General features: G+C 39.6%; 21 protein-coding genes. 8 read left to right on the top strand and 13 right to left on the bottom strand.

The genetic code is table 11. The annotated features are described in order from the left end of the window. The 7 genes from CXF74_RS05730 to CXF74_RS05705 all read right to left on the bottom strand — a co-directional run. On the bottom strand, positions 1 to 833 hold an 833-nt coding region (locus tag CXF74_RS05730), incomplete at its 3' end, for a hypothetical protein (RefSeq protein WP_198552792.1). A 395-nt stretch (positions 834 to 1,228) separates the two neighbouring features. After that, on the bottom strand, positions 1,229 to 1,828 hold the full coding sequence (locus CXF74_RS05725; RefSeq protein WP_101081449.1) for a protein-disulfide isomerase: 600 nt from the start codon (positions 1,826 to 1,828) through the stop codon (positions 1,229 to 1,231). A 3-nt stretch (positions 1,829 to 1,831) separates the two neighbouring features. Further along, positions 1,832 to 2,878, bottom strand: a complete 1,047-nt coding sequence (locus CXF74_RS05720) for a lactonase family protein (protein ID WP_101081448.1) — start codon at positions 2,876 to 2,878, stop codon at positions 1,832 to 1,834. Positions 2,879 to 2,912: 34 nt separating this feature from the next. Continuing rightward, complete coding sequence (locus CXF74_RS05715) at positions 2,913 to 4,178, bottom strand: DUF711 family protein (RefSeq protein ID WP_101081447.1); 1,266 nt, start codon at positions 4,176 to 4,178, stop codon at positions 2,913 to 2,915. 418 nt (positions 4,179 to 4,596) lie between these two features. After that, complete coding sequence (locus CXF74_RS22995) at positions 4,597 to 4,764, bottom strand: hypothetical protein (protein WP_198552791.1); 168 nt, start codon at positions 4,762 to 4,764, stop codon at positions 4,597 to 4,599. Continuing rightward, positions 4,765 to 5,076, bottom strand: a complete 312-nt coding sequence (locus CXF74_RS22805; RefSeq protein WP_198552790.1) for a prepilin-type N-terminal cleavage/methylation domain-containing protein — start codon at positions 5,074 to 5,076, stop codon at positions 4,765 to 4,767. Positions 5,077 to 5,181: 105 nt separating this feature from the next. Continuing rightward, positions 5,182 to 6,120 carry an OmpA family protein gene (locus CXF74_RS05705; RefSeq protein WP_101081446.1) on the bottom strand — a complete coding sequence of 313 codons (939 nt, stop codon included), beginning with the start codon at positions 6,118 to 6,120 and terminating at the stop codon, positions 5,182 to 5,184. 191 nt (positions 6,121 to 6,311) lie between these two features. Between CXF74_RS05705 and pdsR the strand changes: the two genes are divergently transcribed. The 5 genes from pdsR to CXF74_RS23080 all read left to right on the top strand — a co-directional run bounded on the left by pdsR (position 6,312) and on the right by CXF74_RS23080 (position 12,081). Beyond that, positions 6,312 to 7,091 (top strand): proteobacterial dedicated sortase system response regulator, encoded by a 780-nt coding sequence (pdsR, locus tag CXF74_RS05700; protein ID WP_101081445.1) that lies wholly within the window; start codon positions 6,312 to 6,314, stop codon positions 7,089 to 7,091. Further along, a complete protein-coding gene (pdsS, locus tag CXF74_RS05695; protein WP_101081444.1) occupies positions 7,088 to 9,325 on the top strand; it encodes a proteobacterial dedicated sortase system histidine kinase in 2,238 nt (745 codons plus the stop codon). Before pdsR ends, pdsS begins: the two co-directional genes overlap by 4 nt. A 24-nt stretch (positions 9,326 to 9,349) precedes the next feature. Then, positions 9,350 to 10,360 (top strand): coproporphyrinogen III oxidase, encoded by a 1,011-nt coding sequence (locus CXF74_RS05690; RefSeq protein WP_101081443.1) that lies wholly within the window; start codon positions 9,350 to 9,352, stop codon positions 10,358 to 10,360. A gap of 87 nt (positions 10,361 to 10,447) precedes the next feature. Then, a complete protein-coding gene (gene pyrC, locus CXF74_RS05685) occupies positions 10,448 to 11,479 on the top strand; it encodes a dihydroorotase (protein ID WP_101081442.1) in 1,032 nt (343 codons plus the stop codon). A 386-nt stretch (positions 11,480 to 11,865) separates the two neighbouring features. Further along, positions 11,866 to 12,081, top strand: a complete 216-nt coding sequence (locus CXF74_RS23080; RefSeq protein ID WP_157822337.1) for a c-type cytochrome — start codon at positions 11,866 to 11,868, stop codon at positions 12,079 to 12,081. Between the two features lie 13 nt (positions 12,082 to 12,094). Here CXF74_RS23080 and CXF74_RS05680 read toward each other — a convergent pair whose 3' ends face one another. Further along, positions 12,095 to 12,976, bottom strand: coding sequence for an IS982 family transposase (locus CXF74_RS05680; protein WP_101081441.1), 882 nt, complete (start codon positions 12,974 to 12,976; stop codon positions 12,095 to 12,097). Between the two features lie 142 nt (positions 12,977 to 13,118). Between CXF74_RS05680 and CXF74_RS05675 the strand changes: the two genes are divergently transcribed. Both CXF74_RS05675 and CXF74_RS05670 read left to right on the top strand, forming a co-directional pair. Then, entirely contained in the window at positions 13,119 to 13,499 is a 381-nt protein-coding gene (locus CXF74_RS05675; RefSeq protein WP_198552789.1) for a c-type cytochrome, read from the top strand. Positions 13,500 to 13,509: 10 nt separating this feature from the next. Continuing rightward, positions 13,510 to 14,562 (top strand): c-type cytochrome, encoded by a 1,053-nt coding sequence (locus CXF74_RS05670; protein ID WP_101081439.1) that lies wholly within the window; start codon positions 13,510 to 13,512, stop codon positions 14,560 to 14,562. A 111-nt stretch (positions 14,563 to 14,673) separates the two neighbouring features. On the opposite strand, the gene CXF74_RS05665 is transcribed toward CXF74_RS05670, so the two are convergent. From CXF74_RS05665 to CXF74_RS05645, 5 genes are all read right to left on the bottom strand, one after another. Beyond that, positions 14,674 to 15,888 carry a cation:proton antiporter gene (locus CXF74_RS05665; protein ID WP_101081438.1) on the bottom strand — a complete coding sequence of 405 codons (1,215 nt, stop codon included), beginning with the start codon at positions 15,886 to 15,888 and terminating at the stop codon, positions 14,674 to 14,676. 79 nt (positions 15,889 to 15,967) lie between these two features. After that, entirely contained in the window at positions 15,968 to 16,930 is a 963-nt protein-coding gene (locus CXF74_RS05660) for an HlyD family secretion protein (protein WP_101081437.1), read from the bottom strand. Further along, positions 16,930 to 17,352 carry a DUF3302 domain-containing protein gene (locus CXF74_RS05655; protein ID WP_101081436.1) on the bottom strand — a complete coding sequence of 141 codons (423 nt, stop codon included), beginning with the start codon at positions 17,350 to 17,352 and terminating at the stop codon, positions 16,930 to 16,932. Before CXF74_RS05655 ends, CXF74_RS05660 begins: the two co-directional genes overlap by 1 nt. A 145-nt stretch (positions 17,353 to 17,497) precedes the next feature. Beyond that, positions 17,498 to 18,091, bottom strand: a complete 594-nt coding sequence (locus tag CXF74_RS05650; RefSeq protein WP_101081435.1) for a PhnA domain-containing protein — start codon at positions 18,089 to 18,091, stop codon at positions 17,498 to 17,500. Positions 18,092 to 18,167: 76 nt separating this feature from the next. Beyond that, on the bottom strand, positions 18,168 to 19,241 hold the full coding sequence (locus CXF74_RS05645) for a glycosyl hydrolase family 18 protein (RefSeq protein ID WP_101081434.1): 1,074 nt from the start codon (positions 19,239 to 19,241) through the stop codon (positions 18,168 to 18,170). A 105-nt stretch (positions 19,242 to 19,346) separates the two neighbouring features. Between CXF74_RS05645 and CXF74_RS05640 the strand changes: the two genes are divergently transcribed. Further along, positions 19,347 to 20,495 (top strand): methyltransferase, encoded by a 1,149-nt coding sequence (locus tag CXF74_RS05640; protein ID WP_101081433.1) that lies wholly within the window; start codon positions 19,347 to 19,349, stop codon positions 20,493 to 20,495. Positions 20,496 to 20,595: the final 100 nt, after the last annotated feature.

The raw sequence follows: 20,595 nt of genomic DNA, 5'->3' as shown, positions 1-20,595 counted from the left end.
TCACCCGCTTCTTCGACCGTGTCGCCACCCGTTACCGCGATAGTCGCGGTTATATCTTCATCGATTGGATTAGTACCTTGATCATCAGTAATGGTACCTGAGCCGGTATCACCAACAACACCATTGGTCACTTGCACTGACGCAGTGGTTACACTCAGCACGATTGTCTCGTCGCTTTCTGTCACCACATCATCATTGATAGCAACACGCACATTAATCGATGAACCATCTGCCGGTAAGGTCACCTCACCGCTGATATCTGTCCATTCACCAGGCGCTGATTCGTATTGCAGTGTCGAGCTATAATCAGCTCCAGATGTTGCTGAACCAGTGAATGTATCGGCGATAGTGGCCGTAACTGGCTCGCTGACTGCGTTAGATAAACCCACGGTGTATGTTAAGTAAACGCCACCCGCTTCTTCGACTGTGCCTCCACCCGTTACCGCGATAGTTGCTGTTATATCTTCATCGATATCAGGATTCGCCGTATTAGTATCGGTCAACTCTGGAGCGGTAGCATCAAAAGCCAAACCTTCAGTTGAAAAATCAGAGTCTGCGAGTGTCTCGGAGCCATTACGAGATAAAGTGACTGCTGAAGAGCTCCCACCATCACCTGCTTCACCCGCTGCGGTTTCAATATCCTCAACAGCCTCAATATCATCGGCTTCAATAGCCGCTTGAATGTCTGCAATCTCTTGTAAAACGGCATCATCAACACCGGTTAGCTCTAGGTTTAATTCAGGGGGCTGGTCATTATTATTCGCGGAAGTTAAAGGCGCTTTCTCATTTGTTCTAATAGGATTTTTGTCATTAGTTAAATCATGCTCACTCATAGATCACTCCACACTGTTACTAGTAATTACTACTAGAAATCGTAAATAGGCCATTTACGATTAATTAATACATTGGATTAATACATTGGATTAATACAATGCGCTCAGGAAGTTATTGCTAAGTAGCTAATTTCCTGAGCGTATATGTAGATGATGTTTTAAATGATGCTATTCATAATCTGTTGAAAGGAGGAAAACATTAAAACTCCGTTGCACTATTAATTAAAGACTTAATATGTAACGAGTCAAATCAGGAAAGTCATTTTTTTAGACTATAAATTTATATAGAATAGGGATGGTATTTCTTCAAAGAATATCGGCTGGTAAGGTATTGGTTTGTTGTATAAAACTGAACAGAGGCCTGCCCAGTTTTAGAGTCACTTAATCAAAACAGCTTATGCTAATATTTTTTTAACTTCTTTCACTAAGCTTTGTGGGTTGTTTAGATAACGTGCATGTTCTAATAACACTGCGTTGTCACCATTAGTGATTAATAACGAAGGGAATGCCGTTGTTTGCATGAATTCTTGCAACTCTTGAATATCAGACTGCTGATATAACGCTTCATTACTTAATTCGTCTTTAAACACTTTGTTCGGTGGCGATAGTTTAAATTCTGCAATAAGTGGCATAAAGTCATTTTTACAACCAAATGGGTTGCCTTCAACATAGTGCTCTTTTTGTAATGCATTCAATACAGGCAATACTTTTTCTGGTTGTTTATCTTGTAACCAAGCCATAAAGTTTGCTGTTAAGATTGCATTTTTAGGGCTATCCGCAAAGCGCATATGTTCTTGACCAAACAGTTGTTGGCTTTGTTTTTCAGCTTCTTTAATCTGTGCAAATCCAGCACAATCACTGCCATCATAATGTGCACAGTGCCAAGCGTGTACTTCAATGTCCGGAAAGCTTTCGCTAATTGCGTTCACTAAAGGTGTTGCCGCGTAACTCCACGGGCAATGAGAGTCATAAATAAAATAAAGTTCAGGGTGCATAATTTAACCTTCTAAAAAACAGAGACAAACGGCATGTTTAACAGTTAACTGATGGGTCGTTTGGGTTAATAACCCAGTGCTAACATCACGTTTAAAAACATGTAAATAATCGCTATTTTGATGCGCGACTAATAACCAGCGTTGATCAGGTGACAAAGCAAAGTGGCGTGGAAATAACCCGCCCGTTTTTGTAAAACTGATCGCTGTCAGCTGACCAGTTATCTGGTCAACCGTAAAAACAGCAATACTATCATGCCCACGGTTACTCACGTAGAGATAACCGCCATCTTTAGTTAATGCCACTTCGGCAATATAGCTCTCTGTTTCACTCTCTGCATCATCAGTAACAGGTAAGCTACTGATACTTTGGCGTTGTGTTAATTGCCCTTGTGCATCAAATTCAAAAACAACCACCTCACTGTTCAGTTCATTGCCTAAATATAATCTATCGCCCTTTTCATTAAAGGTGAGGTGTCTCGGCCCAGAAGCGGCTGATAAAGATGCAGTGCAGACTAATGTCAGTTGCGTATCATCAATACAGTAGACTTTTAACGCGTCAATACCTAAGTCAGCAACGACTAAAAAATTGCCATCAACGCTTAATTGACTTGCATGTGCATGCGCGCTTGCTTGTCTTGCCAAATTACCGCCTTGGCCTTGATGTTGTACCTGCGTGTAGGCGGGTGTTAATTGATGTTCGGTCAGTGAAAATGCACTCACATTACCCGTGCCATAATTACTCACAAAGGCTTTATGCGCATTCAAGCTAATATGACAAGGTGAGCCCCCTAACGTACTTTGTTTATTAATGAAAACGGGCGATGTTGGTGTTTTAATATCAAAACAGCCCAACTCACCTTCACTTTCATGTTCGCTCACCGCCAATAAATAATTTTTATCTTTGCTTATCGCTAAAAAGCTTGTGTCAGGTAAATCTGAGACACTATTAATGTCAGTTACTTGACCGCTTTGATTATTAAATTCAACTACTTTAATACCCGCATTTCCCTCTGGGGTATAACAACCAACATATAATATTTCTTGATTCATTCTTACTTCCTATTAATCTTATTAATCAAAACAATTAAGGTACGGCTAAAACAGCACAATTACATAAGTCATCACTTTCAAACTGAGTGAGCTCACCCGCTTTGAGGCCTGGCACGGGAAATAAACGCACGGTTAATGGTTTATTGAGTCGAAATGCCATGGTGCCGGTATCCGCCATTAATGCGCCTATTTTTTCAGAGGCGGTATCACCCGGAATAGGCACAGTGTCTAAACCAATGCCACATACCGCGCTGTAAGTAAGCAACGAACGGATATCATAATCGCCATCAATCGTGCCCTGTGCGAGCCCTCTGTCTTCTGTGACGGCTAACATCAAACCTGAAAAACCGACCAGTGGTAAATCAACAATGGATTTAAAAACACGCGTTAACAAGGCAGAGGCTTCAACACTGCCCGATGCACCAAAAAAAGGCACACCAAGCTGTTTATAAACATCAACCATACTCGCGCAATCTTTAGAAGGCGCAGCTGAACTGTCGATGCCTGAAAATATAAAACGATTATTATTTTCAGTTTTATCAAATAGGTTAATAATTTCTGCGACTTGTGTAACATGATATTGCAATGCTTCTGACATCAATTCTTGTTGTTGTCTTAGTTTCTGCTGCCCGGATAATAAGGCAGTATTTGTATTAACATTGTCATTCGCATTGGCATTAAAGTCACTCAGCACTTTGACTAATAAATCAGGCGTTTCAAAACCAATAACATAACGGTTACCTAATTCACTATCATGATAGCTAGCTGGAAAGTAAGGGATAAGAGGCTGGCAATTAAAATTAACCGTGAAGTTAAAGTTGCCTTCACCACGTTCGGTTATCTGCGCTATTTTTTCAACCGCTTTAACCGAGGCGTCAATAAGCTCTTTATCCAACAGCATATAGTCGTCCACGGGGACATTCACACAGGCGTTGCAAAGATCACCAAACTCTTTAATGAGCTCAGGTAACAGTGAAATTTCATGGGCTGTTTTTGCTTCTCCGATAGCAAAACGAATGCGTAGACCATCAGATTTAATGTCATTTAATAATGTGCGGATAAGGCGTAGGTCGGCTTTAGCACTTTGTAGATCAGTCGTTTCTAAGTATTCAGAAAAGGCATTTGTCACAATACGGATAGATTGTACTTGGTAATCTTGCTCAGCAAACCGACAGGCTAATAATAGACAGAAATCCGACGCTTTTTGGATCTCCTGTTGCCACAGTGATTTGTCTTTCGTTAACACTAAAAAAGTGGTGATAGTACGCAATTTACATAACGATTTGTCTTGAAAATTCACAGCTCTTCCTCATTTTTGGGGTCACGACGCGACTTTGACTACTTGCGATGCCTATTGCTACATCGTTTTGCAAAATGCTTTATCTCTGCAAAATCAAGTATTTCGCGACACTCTATGTTTATAGAATGCCAATCAATGATCTCAGTGTCCACCAGCGCGAGTCACTTTTTGACTTAGCCACACAAGTATTTCTGAAAATTTGGATTTTTTGGGGAGCTAAAAAGGGAAAACATCACGGATTCGCTTGATGGCATTTACTGTTCATATTAAGGGTGTTGCGCTTTGACAGTCGGCTTTTATTCATCGCAGCGAGAGGTCAAACATATGCGGGACTTGTTGTATTGCTTGTTGCGCTGGTTATTAGGGTGTTATTAGGGTGTTATTACATGATGATAAATAAGACGTAAGCTTATACCCGTTAACAGCCACTGTTCACAACCTCATAAACCGGGGGAACTGTTGCCGATGCAGCCTGCGTATATTTAAAATAACAATTATCATCCTGAACATCACCATCTGAATTACTATCGTAACCAATGAAAATATCAGCAATACCTTGCTCTTCAGAGGTAAAATCATCCGACAACTAAACGCGTTGCTCAATATCGGTATTATCTAAATAGTTCCACTTTAAACGTGTATCGTAATCTCCATCACCATTGGTATCAACATCAATCAAATCGGCACGATTCGGTACAGGCCTTGCTGCATAGCTGGGCAATTTTGACTTAATAAACATAAAGTCGTTAGCGACTTTAACGCTAACGTTTATCTGCTCTAATACCTCAGACCTTGCCACTTTTGATAAAGAGACAAACTTGGGCACGGCAACCGCGGACAAAATGCCTAGCACAACAATGACCACGACTAATTCAATTAAAGTGAATCCTTTACTCATAACCGCCCCTCTATCCAGAGAACTAAATGGTCAATAATGTCAGTTTTTATGATGAGAACATAAGTGAATAAAAACCAACAAAATAGTCCAATAAGGCAGCGATTTTTATAGTTCCATCACAGTTGTAAGACCTTGTCTTTTTTCTTGTACAAAATCAATGAGAGGCATTGTCTCTAATGGCGCGCTTTGTTCAACGACATGGGTTTCAATCGGATCTGTTTTTATTGCCACTATTTGCTTCTTTTTGAGTTTAGTCACTTCTCGTGCAAGGCGCTCATTAAATTGCTCTGATAATACCGCGACTTCCGCTTGATAATCATGAATTTCAACACGACGCTCTAAACGATTATTTTCAATATTACGTTCGCTAGAAACAGGCTGACTAGCCCCTAATGAAACAATCATTAATTGCTTCTCATCAACACCTTTATTAACCAAATATTCAGATACCGCTTGGGCACGTTTTTTGGCCAATTTACTGTTATAAATGTAATTACCCGACAGGTCTGCATAACCGACCACTTGCCAAATTTGGCTCTCATCAATACTTTCATTTTGCATCAACTGTGCCGTTTTATTTAACAAAGGAAAATAATCCGCTTCGACTTTACTTGAATCAAAGGCAAATAAGACTTTATTGCTGATCTCAAGCTCTGACAAGAGTGCATCACTGGTGGCTTGAATGGTAGCTTGAATACTTTCCTCCTCTTCTTCCCACATAGTTAGCTTTTCATCTTCAAAGGCTTCATCATAAGCCTCGTCGGCTTCAGGTGAATAACTACTTTCGGCAATTTCTTGCGCAATTAACTCAGCTTCTAATAACAGGTTATCTTCAGCGAGTTGCGCTAATTTTTCGCTATCATTGCTCACGATGCTTTCCAATAAAATCTCACTTTGGTCAAAATCACGATTCTGATAAAACTCAATCATGCTTGGTGTCTCCTGACGAGGCTGATACTTCTCCCAGGAAATAAACGAGCCAGTAACGGCAGACAGTATAACAATGCTTAAAACTGATTTTTTAAATGTGCTCATGGTTTTCATTTTGAATTCCTTAATATAAAGAGAGTGTGTTGCTGACCTGTTAATTAAAACAACATCTTCTGTTTTTTTAAGGGTGACAAAATGGCAATCTGCTGATCAATTATGTTCAAAAAAAGGCAATCTATGTGACAGTCTATTTCCTGCGCTAATTTCCGTTATACTGCTAGTGAATTAAGGGAAAGGGGTAACTAATGAAACGTATTGCTATTGTTGAAGATGAAAAAGATATTCGTGAAAATTACGTCGATTTAATGACAAAACACGGCTATCAGGTTGAGGCTTACGCGAATCGACTCGATGCGATCAGTGCATTTGAATTACGCTTACCTGATTTAGCCATTATTGATATCGGTTTAGGTGATGAATACGATGGTGGTTTCTTGCTTTGCCAAGCACTACGCCAACTTTCTGTGAGCGTACCTATTATATTCCTCACTGCCCGCGACAATGATTTTGATACTATTTCAGGCCTGCGCTTAGGTGCGGATGACTACTTAACAAAAGACATTGGCCTTGAGCATTTAATGGTGCGTATTAGCGCCCTATTTCGACGCATTGATGTGTTAAAACAGCCCATCCAACAAAGTAATATTATCCAACGTGGCGCACTCACCATTGATAGCGACAGAATGCAGATATCTTGGCAGGGTAACATACTCGATTTTACGATCACCGAATTTTGGATTGTCTATGCGCTCGCAAATCGCGCGGGTATTGTACGTAATCGTCAACAATTGATGAGTGATGCGAATATGGTCGTGGATGATAATACCATCACCTCTCATGTGAAACGTATCCGTAAAAAACTGGTAAAACTAGATGCTAACTTTAATGAAATATGCGCGGTTTATGGCATGGGCTATCGCTGGGATGTCAGTGAAGTCAATCATTCTGAAATACCGAATACTGAAACCAAGGATACTGAAATCAACAATACGGATCTAAATAATACAGCGCTAAAATCCAAATGATGGCATTTTTATTAGGCCTACGCGGTAAAGTCATTTTATTAGCGAGCTTCTTTTTAATTTTACCCTGGCTTGGTTATCAGTACATTTTAGAGATGGAAAACTTCTTGCGTCAAGGGCAAGAGCAAACCCTAATTGGCACAACACGCGCAGTCGCGACGGCATTACACGAACGACCAAAGCTATTTAATGCGCAAGCCAGCTCTTTAAATAAAATAGAAGATGGAAAAGATTTATATGCCTACGATATTAAATTTCCACTGCGTATAGATGGCCAATTAGAGGACTGGAAAAACCAGTTTGGCAAAAGCCTGGTTTACGCTCAAAAACAAACCATTTTTCAACAGAACAAAAACAGTAAAAATCCTATCTCCTTTCGCCATATGTTAGGTACGCAGGGAAAATACCTTTATGGCTACTTGCAAGTCACGGATAAAAATCCCGTTTATCGTCCAGAGAACAGTCGTTTTCTGAATCGTAATGACCACCTTATTATTGCCTTTAGCTCATCCAAAAATAAATTACAGCGCTATATCATCTCGGTAGAAAAACCAGGTTGGTTTAATGCTTACAAATTAACGGATGAAAGCAAACCCGAACGTAAAGAAGAACAAGGGTTCTGGCAAGACAGTAAAGACTTTATCGCCTACTTGCCCAATTTACTGGTCGGCGAAACCGATAAACCGCCACAGCGAGAAAAACGCATTCAAGGTTATTGGAAAAAAACCAAGCAGGGATACAATATTGAATTTCGTTTTCCAATAAGCCTACTAGGTGACAAGTTTGGCCTTGCTTTGCATACGACATCGAATAAAAAAACCGGGGAAATAGGCAATATAATTGCCACCTCTAATACCAAAGACTTACAAAAGCTTGGTACTGTACTGGTGCCCTCTCCCGAAATAGATAAAATCCTCAAAGGTTTGAGTCATACTCAATCACGCCTCTGGGTGGTTGATCGGCATCAACGCGTGCTTGCAAGCGCAGGTGATATTCACCAAGCCTCGGGCGTGTGGGCAACAAATAACCAAAAAGTGGCATTGTCACCCTGGGAAATTCGCAAACAGAAAATATTAGCCCCGCTTTATAACTTGTTGTTATCTAAACCTAATGATGATTTTGTCGATGAGTTAAAGGGGTCAACACAACTTAACAGTGAATTTATAAAACACGCATTATCTGGGCAATCACAATCAAGTTGGCGCCTCACATCAGATAATAAAGCGATGATTTTATCCGCTGCCAGTCCTATTTTTATCGGCGATAAAGTGATGGGTATTGTGGTGGCAGAAGAGACCACTAACGGTATTCGCTCGTTACGTAATCAAGCGCTAGAAAAGCTATTTAATGTATTAATTGCAGTGATTATTGTGGGTACATTATTACTGTTTTTCTTTACTGCAAATATTGCCTCGCGAGTGGCTAAATTACGTAAACAAGCAGAAGATGCGATCGATGAACAAGGCCGTATTGCCATGCCTTTTACGCCATCCACATCAAACGATGAAATAGGCTACTTATCACGTAGCTTATCAGATATGGTTAATCGTTTAGGCGAATATCATCGTTACCTAGAAAATCTACCTTCACGTCTTTCACATGAATTAGGCACCCCCGTTGCCGTAGTACGTAGCTCTTTGGAAAACTTGGCTTTATTGCCACAAACCGATGAAAACCAAAAATACATTTCACGATCCCAAACAGGTATTTTACGTTTAAATCGCATCTTAACCAGCATGAGTGAAGCGACTCGTTTAGAGCAAAGCTTACAATGTGGCGAGAAAATATCACTGTCTTTGCATGAGTTATTAACCGGCTGTTTGCAGGGGTATCAGATGACCTATGCTGAGCACGCCTTTTTACTTACCTGTAGCGACAATGAACTCAATATCAGCGCAGATCCTGACTTTATGGTGCAATGTTTAGATAAATTAATTAATAATGCCATGGAATTTAATCTCAGCAATGAGCCCATCACGATCAGCTTAAAGCGTGAAGACAATTTGGCTATTATTTGTGTTGAAAACAAAGGACCACTGTTACCTAACGATATGAGTGATGAGCTGTTAAACTCCATGGTTTCTGTACGTGATCATAATAATCCCGAGAAAACGCATTTAGGGCTCGGCTTGTTTATCGCCAAAATGATATGTGATTTTCACCATGCGACGATCAGTATCAACAATAATGAAGACATTAACGGCGTCAATGTCACCCTACGTTTCCCGCTAATTTAACTTAAGACTTAATAGAGATAAAATATGAGAAAGCCTGCTACATCAGAAAATGCCATTAATGCACTTAACATGTTATCAAGCGCACAGGACTATTTTGTAAAACAATTAAGCCAACTTTGTCAGCCACAACACTCTGAGCACGCTTCTTTTACCGCACAAGAATGGCTTCGTGATAACGGCGCACATGGGGGTGGAATACGCTTTGAAGCACCACAAAATAGTTTGTTTAATCGAGGTTCTGTGAATGTTTCACAGATTCAATATGAAGATAGACCCGACAAAGCCTTTATCTCCGCGACGGCACTGTCCACCATCATTCACCCTATTAACCCTCTTGTGCCCTCCATTCATATTCACGTAAGTTGGACTGAGTTAAGGTCGGGTAAAAATTATTGGCGTTTAATGGCAGACTTAAACCCTGCGATTAGCTGTGAAGAAGATACAGCCAACTTTGATAACACCTTAAAAACCTTGGGTGGCCAATATTATGATCAAGCGAAACAAGCGGGTGATGATTACTTTTATATCCCTGCACTAAAAGCACATCGTGGTGTTAGCCATTTCTATTTAGAAGGATTTAATCCTGAAGGTATAGAGGGTAACGCTTTTGCAAAGCAGTTTGTAACAGGGGTTATTGATAGCTACATTGCTATTTTCAGCAATAAACTCACTGCGGCCAAAAACAGACTAACGGCAGACATTACTCAACAGCAAAAACAAACACAGCTTGATTACCACACGCTTTATTTTTATCAGGTGTTAACCCTTGATAAAGGCACCACCGCAGGTTTGTTAATACATAATCAAAACGATGTAGGCACACTCGGTTCATTGCCACGTTTTGTGAATCGTCATTTGTTATCTCAATGGGTAGAAAAAACACCGGCACCACGCGATCAATTAGTAAACGCTTTAGTGTTGGCATTAGCGGATAATAATAACGGCATCAGCGAAGTGACTACTGAAGTAACAACAGAAGTGAAAATAAACATTGTGCAGGTAATGCGAGAGCACTACAAAAGCCATGCTTTATAAATAAATCAAAGATGAAAATTCTTGGTTTATCAGTGAAATATGTTCTAAAAAGTTATAATATAACGCAAAATTCTTGGAGAGTAGCAAATGACTAAATTAACGATCACCCGCCCAGACGACTGGCATGTACATTTACGTGACGGCGATGTTTTAAAAGATACTGTGCGCGATACTAGCCGCTACATGGGCCGTGCGATTATAATGCCTAATCTTATGCCTCCAGTGACAACAACTGAACTTGCAGAAGCTTACCAACAACGCATTATGGCAGCTAATCCAATGCCCACGTTTACACCATTAATGGTGCTTTACCTGACAGACAAAACCACTGCAGCTGAAATCAAAAAAGCAAAAGCATCTGGTTTAGTTGTAGCCGCTAAACTTTACCCTGCAGGCGCAACAACTAACTCTGATTCAGGCGTAACATCAACCGCTAATATCAAAGAAGCATTAGTGGCAATGCAAGAAGTGGGCATGTTATTACTTGTTCATGGCGAAGTAACAACTAACGACGTGGATATTTTTGACCGCGAAGAGCAGTTCTTAAAAACAGTTCTTGCGCCCCTTGTTGCTGAATACCCTGATCTTAAAATCGTATTAGAGCATATCACCACTAAGAACGCGGCTGATTTTGTAACAAATTCGGGCCCAAATGTAGCAGCGACTATTACTGTACATCACTTAATGTATAACCGTAATCATATGTTAGTCGGTGGTATTAAACCGCATTTTTACTGCTTACCGATTCTAAAACGTAATACCCACCAGCAAGCATTAATTGAAGCTGCAACAAGCGGTTCAAATAAATTCTTCATCGGTACTGATTCAGCGCCACATACAAAAGAAAGTAAAGAATCAGGCTGTGGTTGTGCAGGCTCATACACGGCATTTGCAGCCGTTGAATTATACGCAGAAGTATTTGAAGAAGCGGGTGCACTGGATAAACTAGAAGCATTTACCAGCTTTAATGGTCCTGATTTTTATAACTTGCCACGTAATACAGATACGATTGATCTGCATAAAGCGCCATGGGAAGTACCAGCGGTATTAAACTTTGGTGAAAACAAAGTGGTACCAATTAAAGCCGGTGAAGCGGTAAATTGGAAGATTCTTTGGTAAGTCTTAGATAATCATTAATAGTCAATCTTAATTAGTAAAAAAAGACCTCATGAAGTCGCTTTAAACAAGAGAGTTTATGAGGTTTATTACTCAATTAACAACATTCTCCTCGATTTTTCCCCCGCATAATTAAATACACAATCCCACACTGCACCAATAAAACCACTCATTTATAGGTATTTAACATTTTCATTTAAGGCTTATAAACACAGAAATAGAATTTAATCATCATTAATTCATAAAAAATTGAATGAGTATTCTTTGGATGCTAATTTTCTTTTTGTTACAGATTTGTACTTAATTGTTAATACTTTATCGACACTCATAAAGCCACATTACAATTTTTCAGACTATAATCTAGCTTTCCTCCCTAATGAGAGCTGTGCATGCTAAAAAATATAACAATAACCCGGTTTGTTTGCTTACTTACCTTGATCATTCCTTTGTTTGCCTCCGCAACTTCATTAACCACCTTGCAAACTTGTCAGTCATGCCACGGATTAAAGGGAGAAGGCGTAAAGAATTTTACCCCTAGGCTCGCAGGCTTAGATGAAAAATACTTAGATCAGCAAATAAACTTATTTAACCTGAGATCTGGATAAGAAACAGTATTATCTAAGCACTCATCACAGACAGTTCGCTATCCGACAGCTTAATACGTGGCTTTTGTTTTTTTAAACAATAAGCCACTATTCCTGAAATAACATTAAGCATGAAACCTGTTCCGCTACGATGACGGCTATGCTCTATTTGAGATATGTTCTTCAGTTGGTCGTTCACTGTTTCGATGATGTATCTCTTTGATAACATAGCTCTATCAAAGGCTGATATTACTTTAGCTTTCATATTTTTACGCACAGTCGTTACTAAGTCAATATCAGATTCCTTCAATGTTTGACTCAACTTTTTACCGATGTATCCCTTATCTGCATACAACTTCCCTGTCAGATTTTTACATAAATCAGGTATTGGAGAGCGATCGTTCGTATTACCAGGTGAAATATTCAATGAAAGGATTTCGCCTTTATGGTTAATCAGTAAATGAAGCTTAAAACCGAAAAACCAACCCATTGTCCCTTTCCCACGCTTAGCACTACCTGAAAAGACTCGATTACGAGGGATGCGGATGTTGTGGCATACCTTAAGGCTTGTAGAGTCTACAAATGCAATTCCTGTTGGCTTACCTTTAACGGTTTGAAAATAAGCACACATAGGCACAATAAGGCCTGACATGGTATTGATAAAACGGGTATAACTCAGGAGTTCAGGAAAGAATTCAGTCCAATATCGTTGGACTAAACCGATATAGAAGTTCTTGAAATCTCTATGATTTGATTGATGAAATGCGATCACAATAGTCATACGCTCACTTGTCGTCATTTTAGATTTACGTCTGCGTTTGCGAGTTCCATCAGAAAGTAATTGCGCTTCCCATTTAGATGAAAATTGATGACAAAAATCATCGACATCACAAAATATTTCCACTAAGTTATCCATCTGCCCACCTTTTTTGCTTTCAAATCGTTTCTTGGTCGAAAGATCTGATCGCTAGGTGGGCATTTAGTTCAATTTTTTATTCAGTTATCCAGAATTCAGGTTATTTAGAACCGGTCGTCGCGTTAATTTAATGATGACACCCATGGCAGGATTACTGGCTGACCCTAAAGAAAGAGAAACCATTCTTGCCTTCTTTGTATCACAACCCTTACCTGAAATAACATCACTCGAATTTCGTGGCGATCACGCTAAAATTAGCGATCCTGCGCGTCGTTTAGTATATCAGGGAGATTGGTCTCGTAATATTCCAGCCTGTGCTACCTGCCACGGTGCGAGCGGTATGGGTGTCGCAGATGTGCCCCGACTTGCTAATCAACGTCCAGAGTATCTCGAAATACAATTACAACAGTGGCAATCAGGGCTTAGACGTGGCGATACCACTAAGGTGATGAGCACCATTGCCAGTCAATTAACAAAAACAGAAATTAAACAATTGGCAGCATATTTTGCTTCGATAAAATAGAGGAATTAAAATGAGAATACAGTTAACTGCCAAATCTAAGATCATCGGCGCATTGATTACTATGATGCTAATACCACAGGCCTTCGCTAAAGAAGCATTAGTGGATAGCCAATCTGAATTACCCGATGCAAAAAAATCAGAAATCGGAGAGCATATTCAAACACGTGATTTGACCCGTATTCCCGAGGGTGAATTTGGCGATAAAGTAAAAAAGGGTTACGCCCTTTTTGTCAACAGCCAGAGCATGCAAGGTACCTACGTAAACAATCAACAAAACTGTGTGAACTGTCATATGCAAGCAGGTGCAAAAGCCAATTCTGCCCCTTTATGGGGGGCCTATATGGCCTACCCCGCTTATCGTAAGAAAAATGATAAAGTGAATGACTTCTATGAACGTCTACAGGGCTGTTTCACTTATTCAATGGATGGTAAAGCACCGGCCAAAGACTCTCCCGAATTAATTGCTATCAGCGCTTATTCCTACTGGTTAGCAATGGGTGGACTGATGGATAAACATGGTCTTGAAAACCAGCCAGTACCTGTTTTAAGTGATGAAATGCTACAGATTGGCGGTAACGCAGAAAACTTTAAAATGCCAAAGGCCGTCGCAGCTCAACTACCTATGAGTAAACGCGCTAAATTACCCGGTCGTAGTTATCCTAAAATTCCTAAAGCAGAACTTGAGCCCTCACTGGAGCGTGGCGAAATTGTTTACAACAGTTCATGCGCAAGCTGCCACGGGAAATCGGGTGAAGGCTTAAAAGAAGCAGGTGTGCAATACATTCCCGCGCTATGGGGAAAAGACTCTTTCAACTGGGGAGCGGGTATGCATCGCGTGAATACGGCTGCTAATTTCATTTACGAAAATATGCCCATTGCCAAAGGTGAGCAACTTTCTTATCAACAGGCGTGGGATGTTGCTGCTTTCATTAATAGTCATGAGCGTCCTCAAGACCCTCGCTTTAAAGGCGATGTATCTGAGACCGCTAAAAAGTATCATAATCACCAAGGTTATTACGGTAAAGTCGTTAATGATAAAACCGTAGGTAGCGAAGCTTTCTAAGATAACGAATCGTCATTAATAGATAACCAAGCGTGGACAATACCGACATCCACGCTTGGTTATTTCCCGACTTAATTACCCTTCATCTTTAGAACTAAAAAAACACACTATTTAATGCTTTTTACTGTACCAATTTGCTAACGGTTGCGCGCTTAAGCCATGCGCCACAATACTCATTAAGACAGTCACAGTTACCACCGCATAAATCGTTTCAAAACCGGCAACACCCCCTACCTCGTGCGCTACGATTAACACATACAAAATAGAAGCGATTCCTCTGGGCCCAAACCAAGCGATAAAAGCCATCGTTAAAAAGTCTATTTTTCTACCATCAAGCTTTGCACCCATCAGGCAGATAATAACGGGCACCATACGTAATACAGTTAAACTTAATAATGAATAGATAATAATATCTAGGTTAATGTATTCAAACGTGACAGGGACAAAAGCAAGGCCAAACAAGAAGAAGCTGATCAATACAAATAACTCCCCTTCACTCTCTGCAAACTCTTCAATATGATCACGCATAGGTTGGCTAGTATTACCCGCATATAAACCGGCAAAAAAAGCAGCGATAAACCCATTACCGTGAAATACTTCAGCAAGGTAAAAAGCAACAATGGCTAATGCAATAGGGATCAAATTCTGATAACTATGTTGCATCCAGTGATGCTTAATAGACTGCATGGTTAGCTTAGTGCCCACATAACCCACAAATGCCCCCACTAACGCGCCAAACACAACCTGTTGTAACACATAGCTTAGCCAACCGCTGTCTCCACTATCACTGAGTCCACTGACAATCATTGCAACAACAGTAATAACAATCGGGAATATAATGCCATCATTCAGGCCACTTTCAACATTAATAGTAGAACGAATTTTAGCCGGAACACTTGGATCAGAGACCACAGCTTTACCTAACGCGGCATCCGTTGGTGTTAATAACAACGCCAGTAATAACATGTATATAGCAGGCTCATCGGGGAAAATAAGTTGCGCGACAAACGTACCGGCAAGAATTGTCAGAGGTAAACCAATTAATAACAAGCGCGCAGGTAACTTCCATGATTGACGTAGTAGTTTTAAATCTAATAAAGCCGCATCGCTAAACAGAACCAACACCAGTGCTAACTCAACAATGATAGTGACAAATTCAGCGTTCACTTCCATCTCAGAAAGGTTTAATAATAGTGGTGAGATTAACAAGCCTAACCCGGTGAATATCATCGGACCTGAAATATTAAAACGTGTTAATGCCTTGGATATATACCCATAAGCTAATACCAACACCGCAATGGTTAATATAACGATATGCTCTGCCATGTAAGACTCCCTATTAAATTTTGATCAAAAAAAAGCGAGTTAACTAACTCGCTTTTTATTTTTTATACTTCCTTCTCGCCTAATGGAACGGGAAGAAGTAACTCATCCATGATGACATACGTAATATTATTTTACGCATAATAGAAACATGCGCAAAACTATCGGAATAAATCGCACTTTGACCGTACGACCCACCCGGTACATGCTGAGCAAACTCAGCAAAACGTGGGTCAGTGATCTTAAGTTGTACTGGAATTCGCCCAGCGATACGACCCGTTAAGCCAAGTCGAATCATAGTACCATTCGCTTGCACTTCACCTTCAGCTAGCACAGGCAATACTTTAACTACTTCACCAGTAAACACTTTACCCGGTAAGGCATCAAAAGCTATCTCTGCTTCAAAACCTGCTTTTAAACGCATCGCACTGTTTTGGCGATACCAACCGATATAAGCAAATGAATCATGCTGTACAAATACCATCGCCGGACGCAGTGGCATAGGCACAACGTACAAACCTGGATAAACTAACATCTGAGTAACGTATCCGTCACTTAGTGCACGTACTTCAGTACGATCTAAATCGTATTGTGCATCACCGAGTTTAGCGGTTAAATCATCCATTTTAGCTTTGGTAATATCCACATCACGTTGCTTACCAATCTTTCTTTTTTTCAGCTCTACTGCTCGATCATAATCTAACTTAGCAGAAACAAGTTGGGCATTTAACGAGTCAACTTTGTTTTGAAAAGGAACAGGGTCAATCGTAAATAACAAGTGGCCTTTTTTAATCGGCACATTTGCTTCAACATTAACCGAAATAACTTTACCGCGAACAGCCGGTACAACAGGTGTTGATACAAAGTATTCACGTGATGTTTCAGAATAAGGGTGGTTATAGTTCATTAACATGATCAGCGTACCGATCAATATAATGCCGCCTAACACGGCTGTTGGCACAGTCCATTTGTTCAACGGGATTTTGAAAATTTTAAAAATAGCGACACAGATAGCTGTGTAGGTTAATACCAGTATTAAATCCATTATTTACTTCCCTCTTGATCGGCAATGATACTGCCCTCAATCTCACTGAATGAGTCATGTGTTGTTTGTGGCTCTGGCGCTCTATTTTGTTTGCTTTCTTGCAATGATTTTTCTAATTTTTCAATGCGTTCGTTGAGCACTTTAAATTGTGCTTCATTGGCGCTGTTATCGACTGCCACATTGCCTTTTTCACTGAATCCCCAGCCTCTATCTTCACGATAAAGTGTTGCCCAGATCCATAAGAAAGGCCATAAAACATGTAAGGTAAATAAACTAACCCAGCCAGCCACGTGTAATGCGTCTTGCTGTGGGTGATTGCGGTGCTTAGCAATCTCATAAGGGATATCATGAATGACAATAATGCCGTAGAAAAGGGTCAGGGCGACAAACACTAAGATGCCAAGTGCGAGGTATTCGAGCATAACAAACTCCATTTTATAAAAAATTGGAGCAAGTATGGCAGATATAAAAAAACCTATATTGATATTTGTCTGATAGTTTCAATACAAATCACAAAATAGGCTTTAAAAAAGAATAACTTGTCGAAATTATGTCCGACTTATTCTATTAATCTTCAAATAGAGGCATTTTTTTCAGGTAAGTTGTTAGTAGCACGATACGTACACCATTAACACGCCCTTCAATTTGATCAGGGTTATCTAAGATTGAAATATTACGTACTGGCGTACCACGTTTTGCCGTAAAACCAGCACCTTTAACATCAAGGTCTTTAATGAGCGTAACATTATCACCCGCTACTAACACAGTGCCGTTAGAGTCACGCGTTGGTGCAACTTCTTCAATGTTATCCGCCGCAACACCGTATTCAGCCCATGCTTTAGTTTCATCTTCCATATAAAACATATCAAGCAAATCCTGCGCCCAACCTTCCGTTTTTGCTAAACGTGTTAATACACGAAAGGCAGTCACTTGCACAGCAGGTACTTGGCTCCACATACTGTCATTTAAACAACGCCAATGGTTATTATCCATCGGTGTTTCTTTATCAAGTTGTGATTGGCATGTTTTACAGACTAATACTGATTTATCTGAATTAGGCTCTTTAGCCGGTGGCACTTCAAAAATTGATAGCTCATCCGTAGCAGCACAAAGTTCACACGCGGAATTGTTACGTTCTTTTAGCGCCGTTAAAATTGGCATAGTTTATAACCTTAAAAAATTGAGGGATAAAAAAGGCGACATTATGCGCCTCTTTGTAACTAAACAAAAGTAACAATTACTGACAAACACTCACTGTATTACCTAACACGGTTTCATTGATGACATTTACTAATGAGTATTCACTAAAATCAACGTCATCATTATTACGCTGATAAATATCCTGCTCGAGTGATTTCATCATCATGCCACCGGCATTAGAAAGTGCGTAATTGGTTTTTTCTACAATCGTTGGAATGCCATTATAATTTCGACGCTCACTTTCATCAACACAGGCATAGCTAATATCATCACGAATCAGGTAGTCATAACTTTGCACCGCATTACCACGCGAATAAAAAGGCACACCTAAAACTAATTTGTTTTTGACAACACAACGCTCGGTCCAATAACTCAGTGCGTCTTTAGCATCTTGCAGGGACGAATGCAGCGAATCATTATTAGTTGAATCAAAAGCTAATACATTAATAAAGTTAACATATTGAAAGTTATCGGTTGAAATCTTATTAGCGGCTTTATCATCTTCACCAGAAGGCGCTGTTATACTTAAAAACTTACCTTCCTGCGTTAATTCATCAGAAAGCGCTTCGAGTAACGCTTTAAAGCTATCTGATTCTGATTCTGAATCGATGTTTTGCCAGTTAATATCAACCCCATCTAATTCATAGTCATCAATAAAATCGATAAGATTATTTACAAATTTTTTGGTCAGCGTTTTATCATTAGCGATTTGATTAAAAATAGTATTATCGGCGTCTTGCCACTCTCCAATCGAAATGGCAACTTTAACGCTTTGCGCATGGGCTTCCAACACCAGATTTTCTAAAGGCTCCTCATCTGCAGGGATAACCAAAGTGCCATCGGCATTTAAAACAATGGACGTGTAATTCACATGTGTTAATGAAGAAAAATTGATCAAGGTTAAGTTGTCATTATCACTATCAATTGCATCGGGAGTCCAATAAGCGACTTTTTTAAAAGTGACAGGCGTTGTATCTTCGAGACACACTTCTGGGTCTTTAATCCAATTATCGCCAATCACGTCGGTAAATTGATTATCTTCACAGCCCGCAAGCACGAATAACAACAATAAAGGTAAGATTTTATAAATAGGTACCACGATAAACTCCATTATTTTCTATGATATGCAGAATAAAAATAATATTACTTACCTAATAAGATGAAGCAAGCTAAAATAGCTAATTACTTTACTTACACCTTAATTTAGGCAGATTCTATGAATGAACTATTAACGATTGCAGATCAAAATTTGGTTTTGCACCGTCACCCAAGAAACAAAAAAGAAACATTACAGGCATGGGATTCTGCTGATGAGTACTTAATTAACCACTTTACCGAAAATGAACTTGAAAAACAGTTAGGTGAAGATGGTCAATTATTGATTATAAACGATAGCTTTGGCGCATTAAGCTGTTTTTTCCAAGGCATTGAACGTACTACGATCACTGACTCATACCTTTCTTTAAGTTCTATTAAACTGAACATGCAGCGTAATAGCTGTAGCGAAGATAACTTTTTAGTACAGGATTGCTTACAAGCATTCCCTGAAAATGTAAAAGTAGTGTTAATTAAAGTGCCTAAAACGAACTCTTACCTTGAGTACCTTTTACAGCAACTACGTGCAGTGGTATCTGAAGATACGATTATTGTGGCAGCTGGTAAAGTGAATATGATTCACAACTCTACTTTACAACTTTTTGAAAAGTACATCGGTAGCACTAAAACATCACTGGCTAAAAAGAAATCTCGTCTTATTTTTAGTCTTGTTGAACGTCAAAACGTACCAGAAGATGACATTGCGGTTACTTGGGAACTTGAAAGCCAAGAATGGAAAATTCATAACCACGCAAACGTATTCTCACGTAATCACCTTGATATTGGTGGTCGTTACCTGATGGAAAACTTACCTCAAGGTAAGTTTGAAAAAATCGTTGATTTAGGCTGTGGTAATGGTGTTGTTGGTATGACAGCAATGGAAACTTACCCTAAAGCACACGTCACTTTTATTGATGAATCTTACATGGCGGTTGATTCTGCTCGTATTAACGTGATTAAGAACTTTGAAGAAGAACAAAGTGATAATGCACGTTTTGTTGTAAACAATGGCTTGCTTGGTTTTAAAGGCGGTAGTTACGACCTTATTCTTTGTAACCCTCCTTTTCACCAGCAACAAGTGATTACAGACCATATTGCTTGGAGCATGTTCAATGAAGCACGTTTCGCGTTAGCTGATGGTGGTGAGTTAGTGATTGTTGGTAATCGTCATCTTGATTACCAAGATAAACTAGAGCGTATTTTTGGTAACTGTGAATTAGTGACTGAAAACAAAAAGTTTATTATTCTACGCGCAGTTAAAGAAGACTAATATTTAACTTAGCTTAGTAAAAAAGCAACTCAATTGAGTTGCTTTTTTTATGCCTAAAATCTGTGATTACTTGATTCAATCTCCGTATAACAATGAACAT

It is taken from the genome of Psychromonas sp. Urea-02u-13 (assembly GCF_002835995.1).
Taxonomy (GTDB): Bacteria; Pseudomonadota; Gammaproteobacteria; order Enterobacterales; family Psychromonadaceae; genus Psychromonas.
Note: the sequence above shows the minus strand (reverse complement) of the source record. Positions and strands in the feature narration are given on the sequence as shown.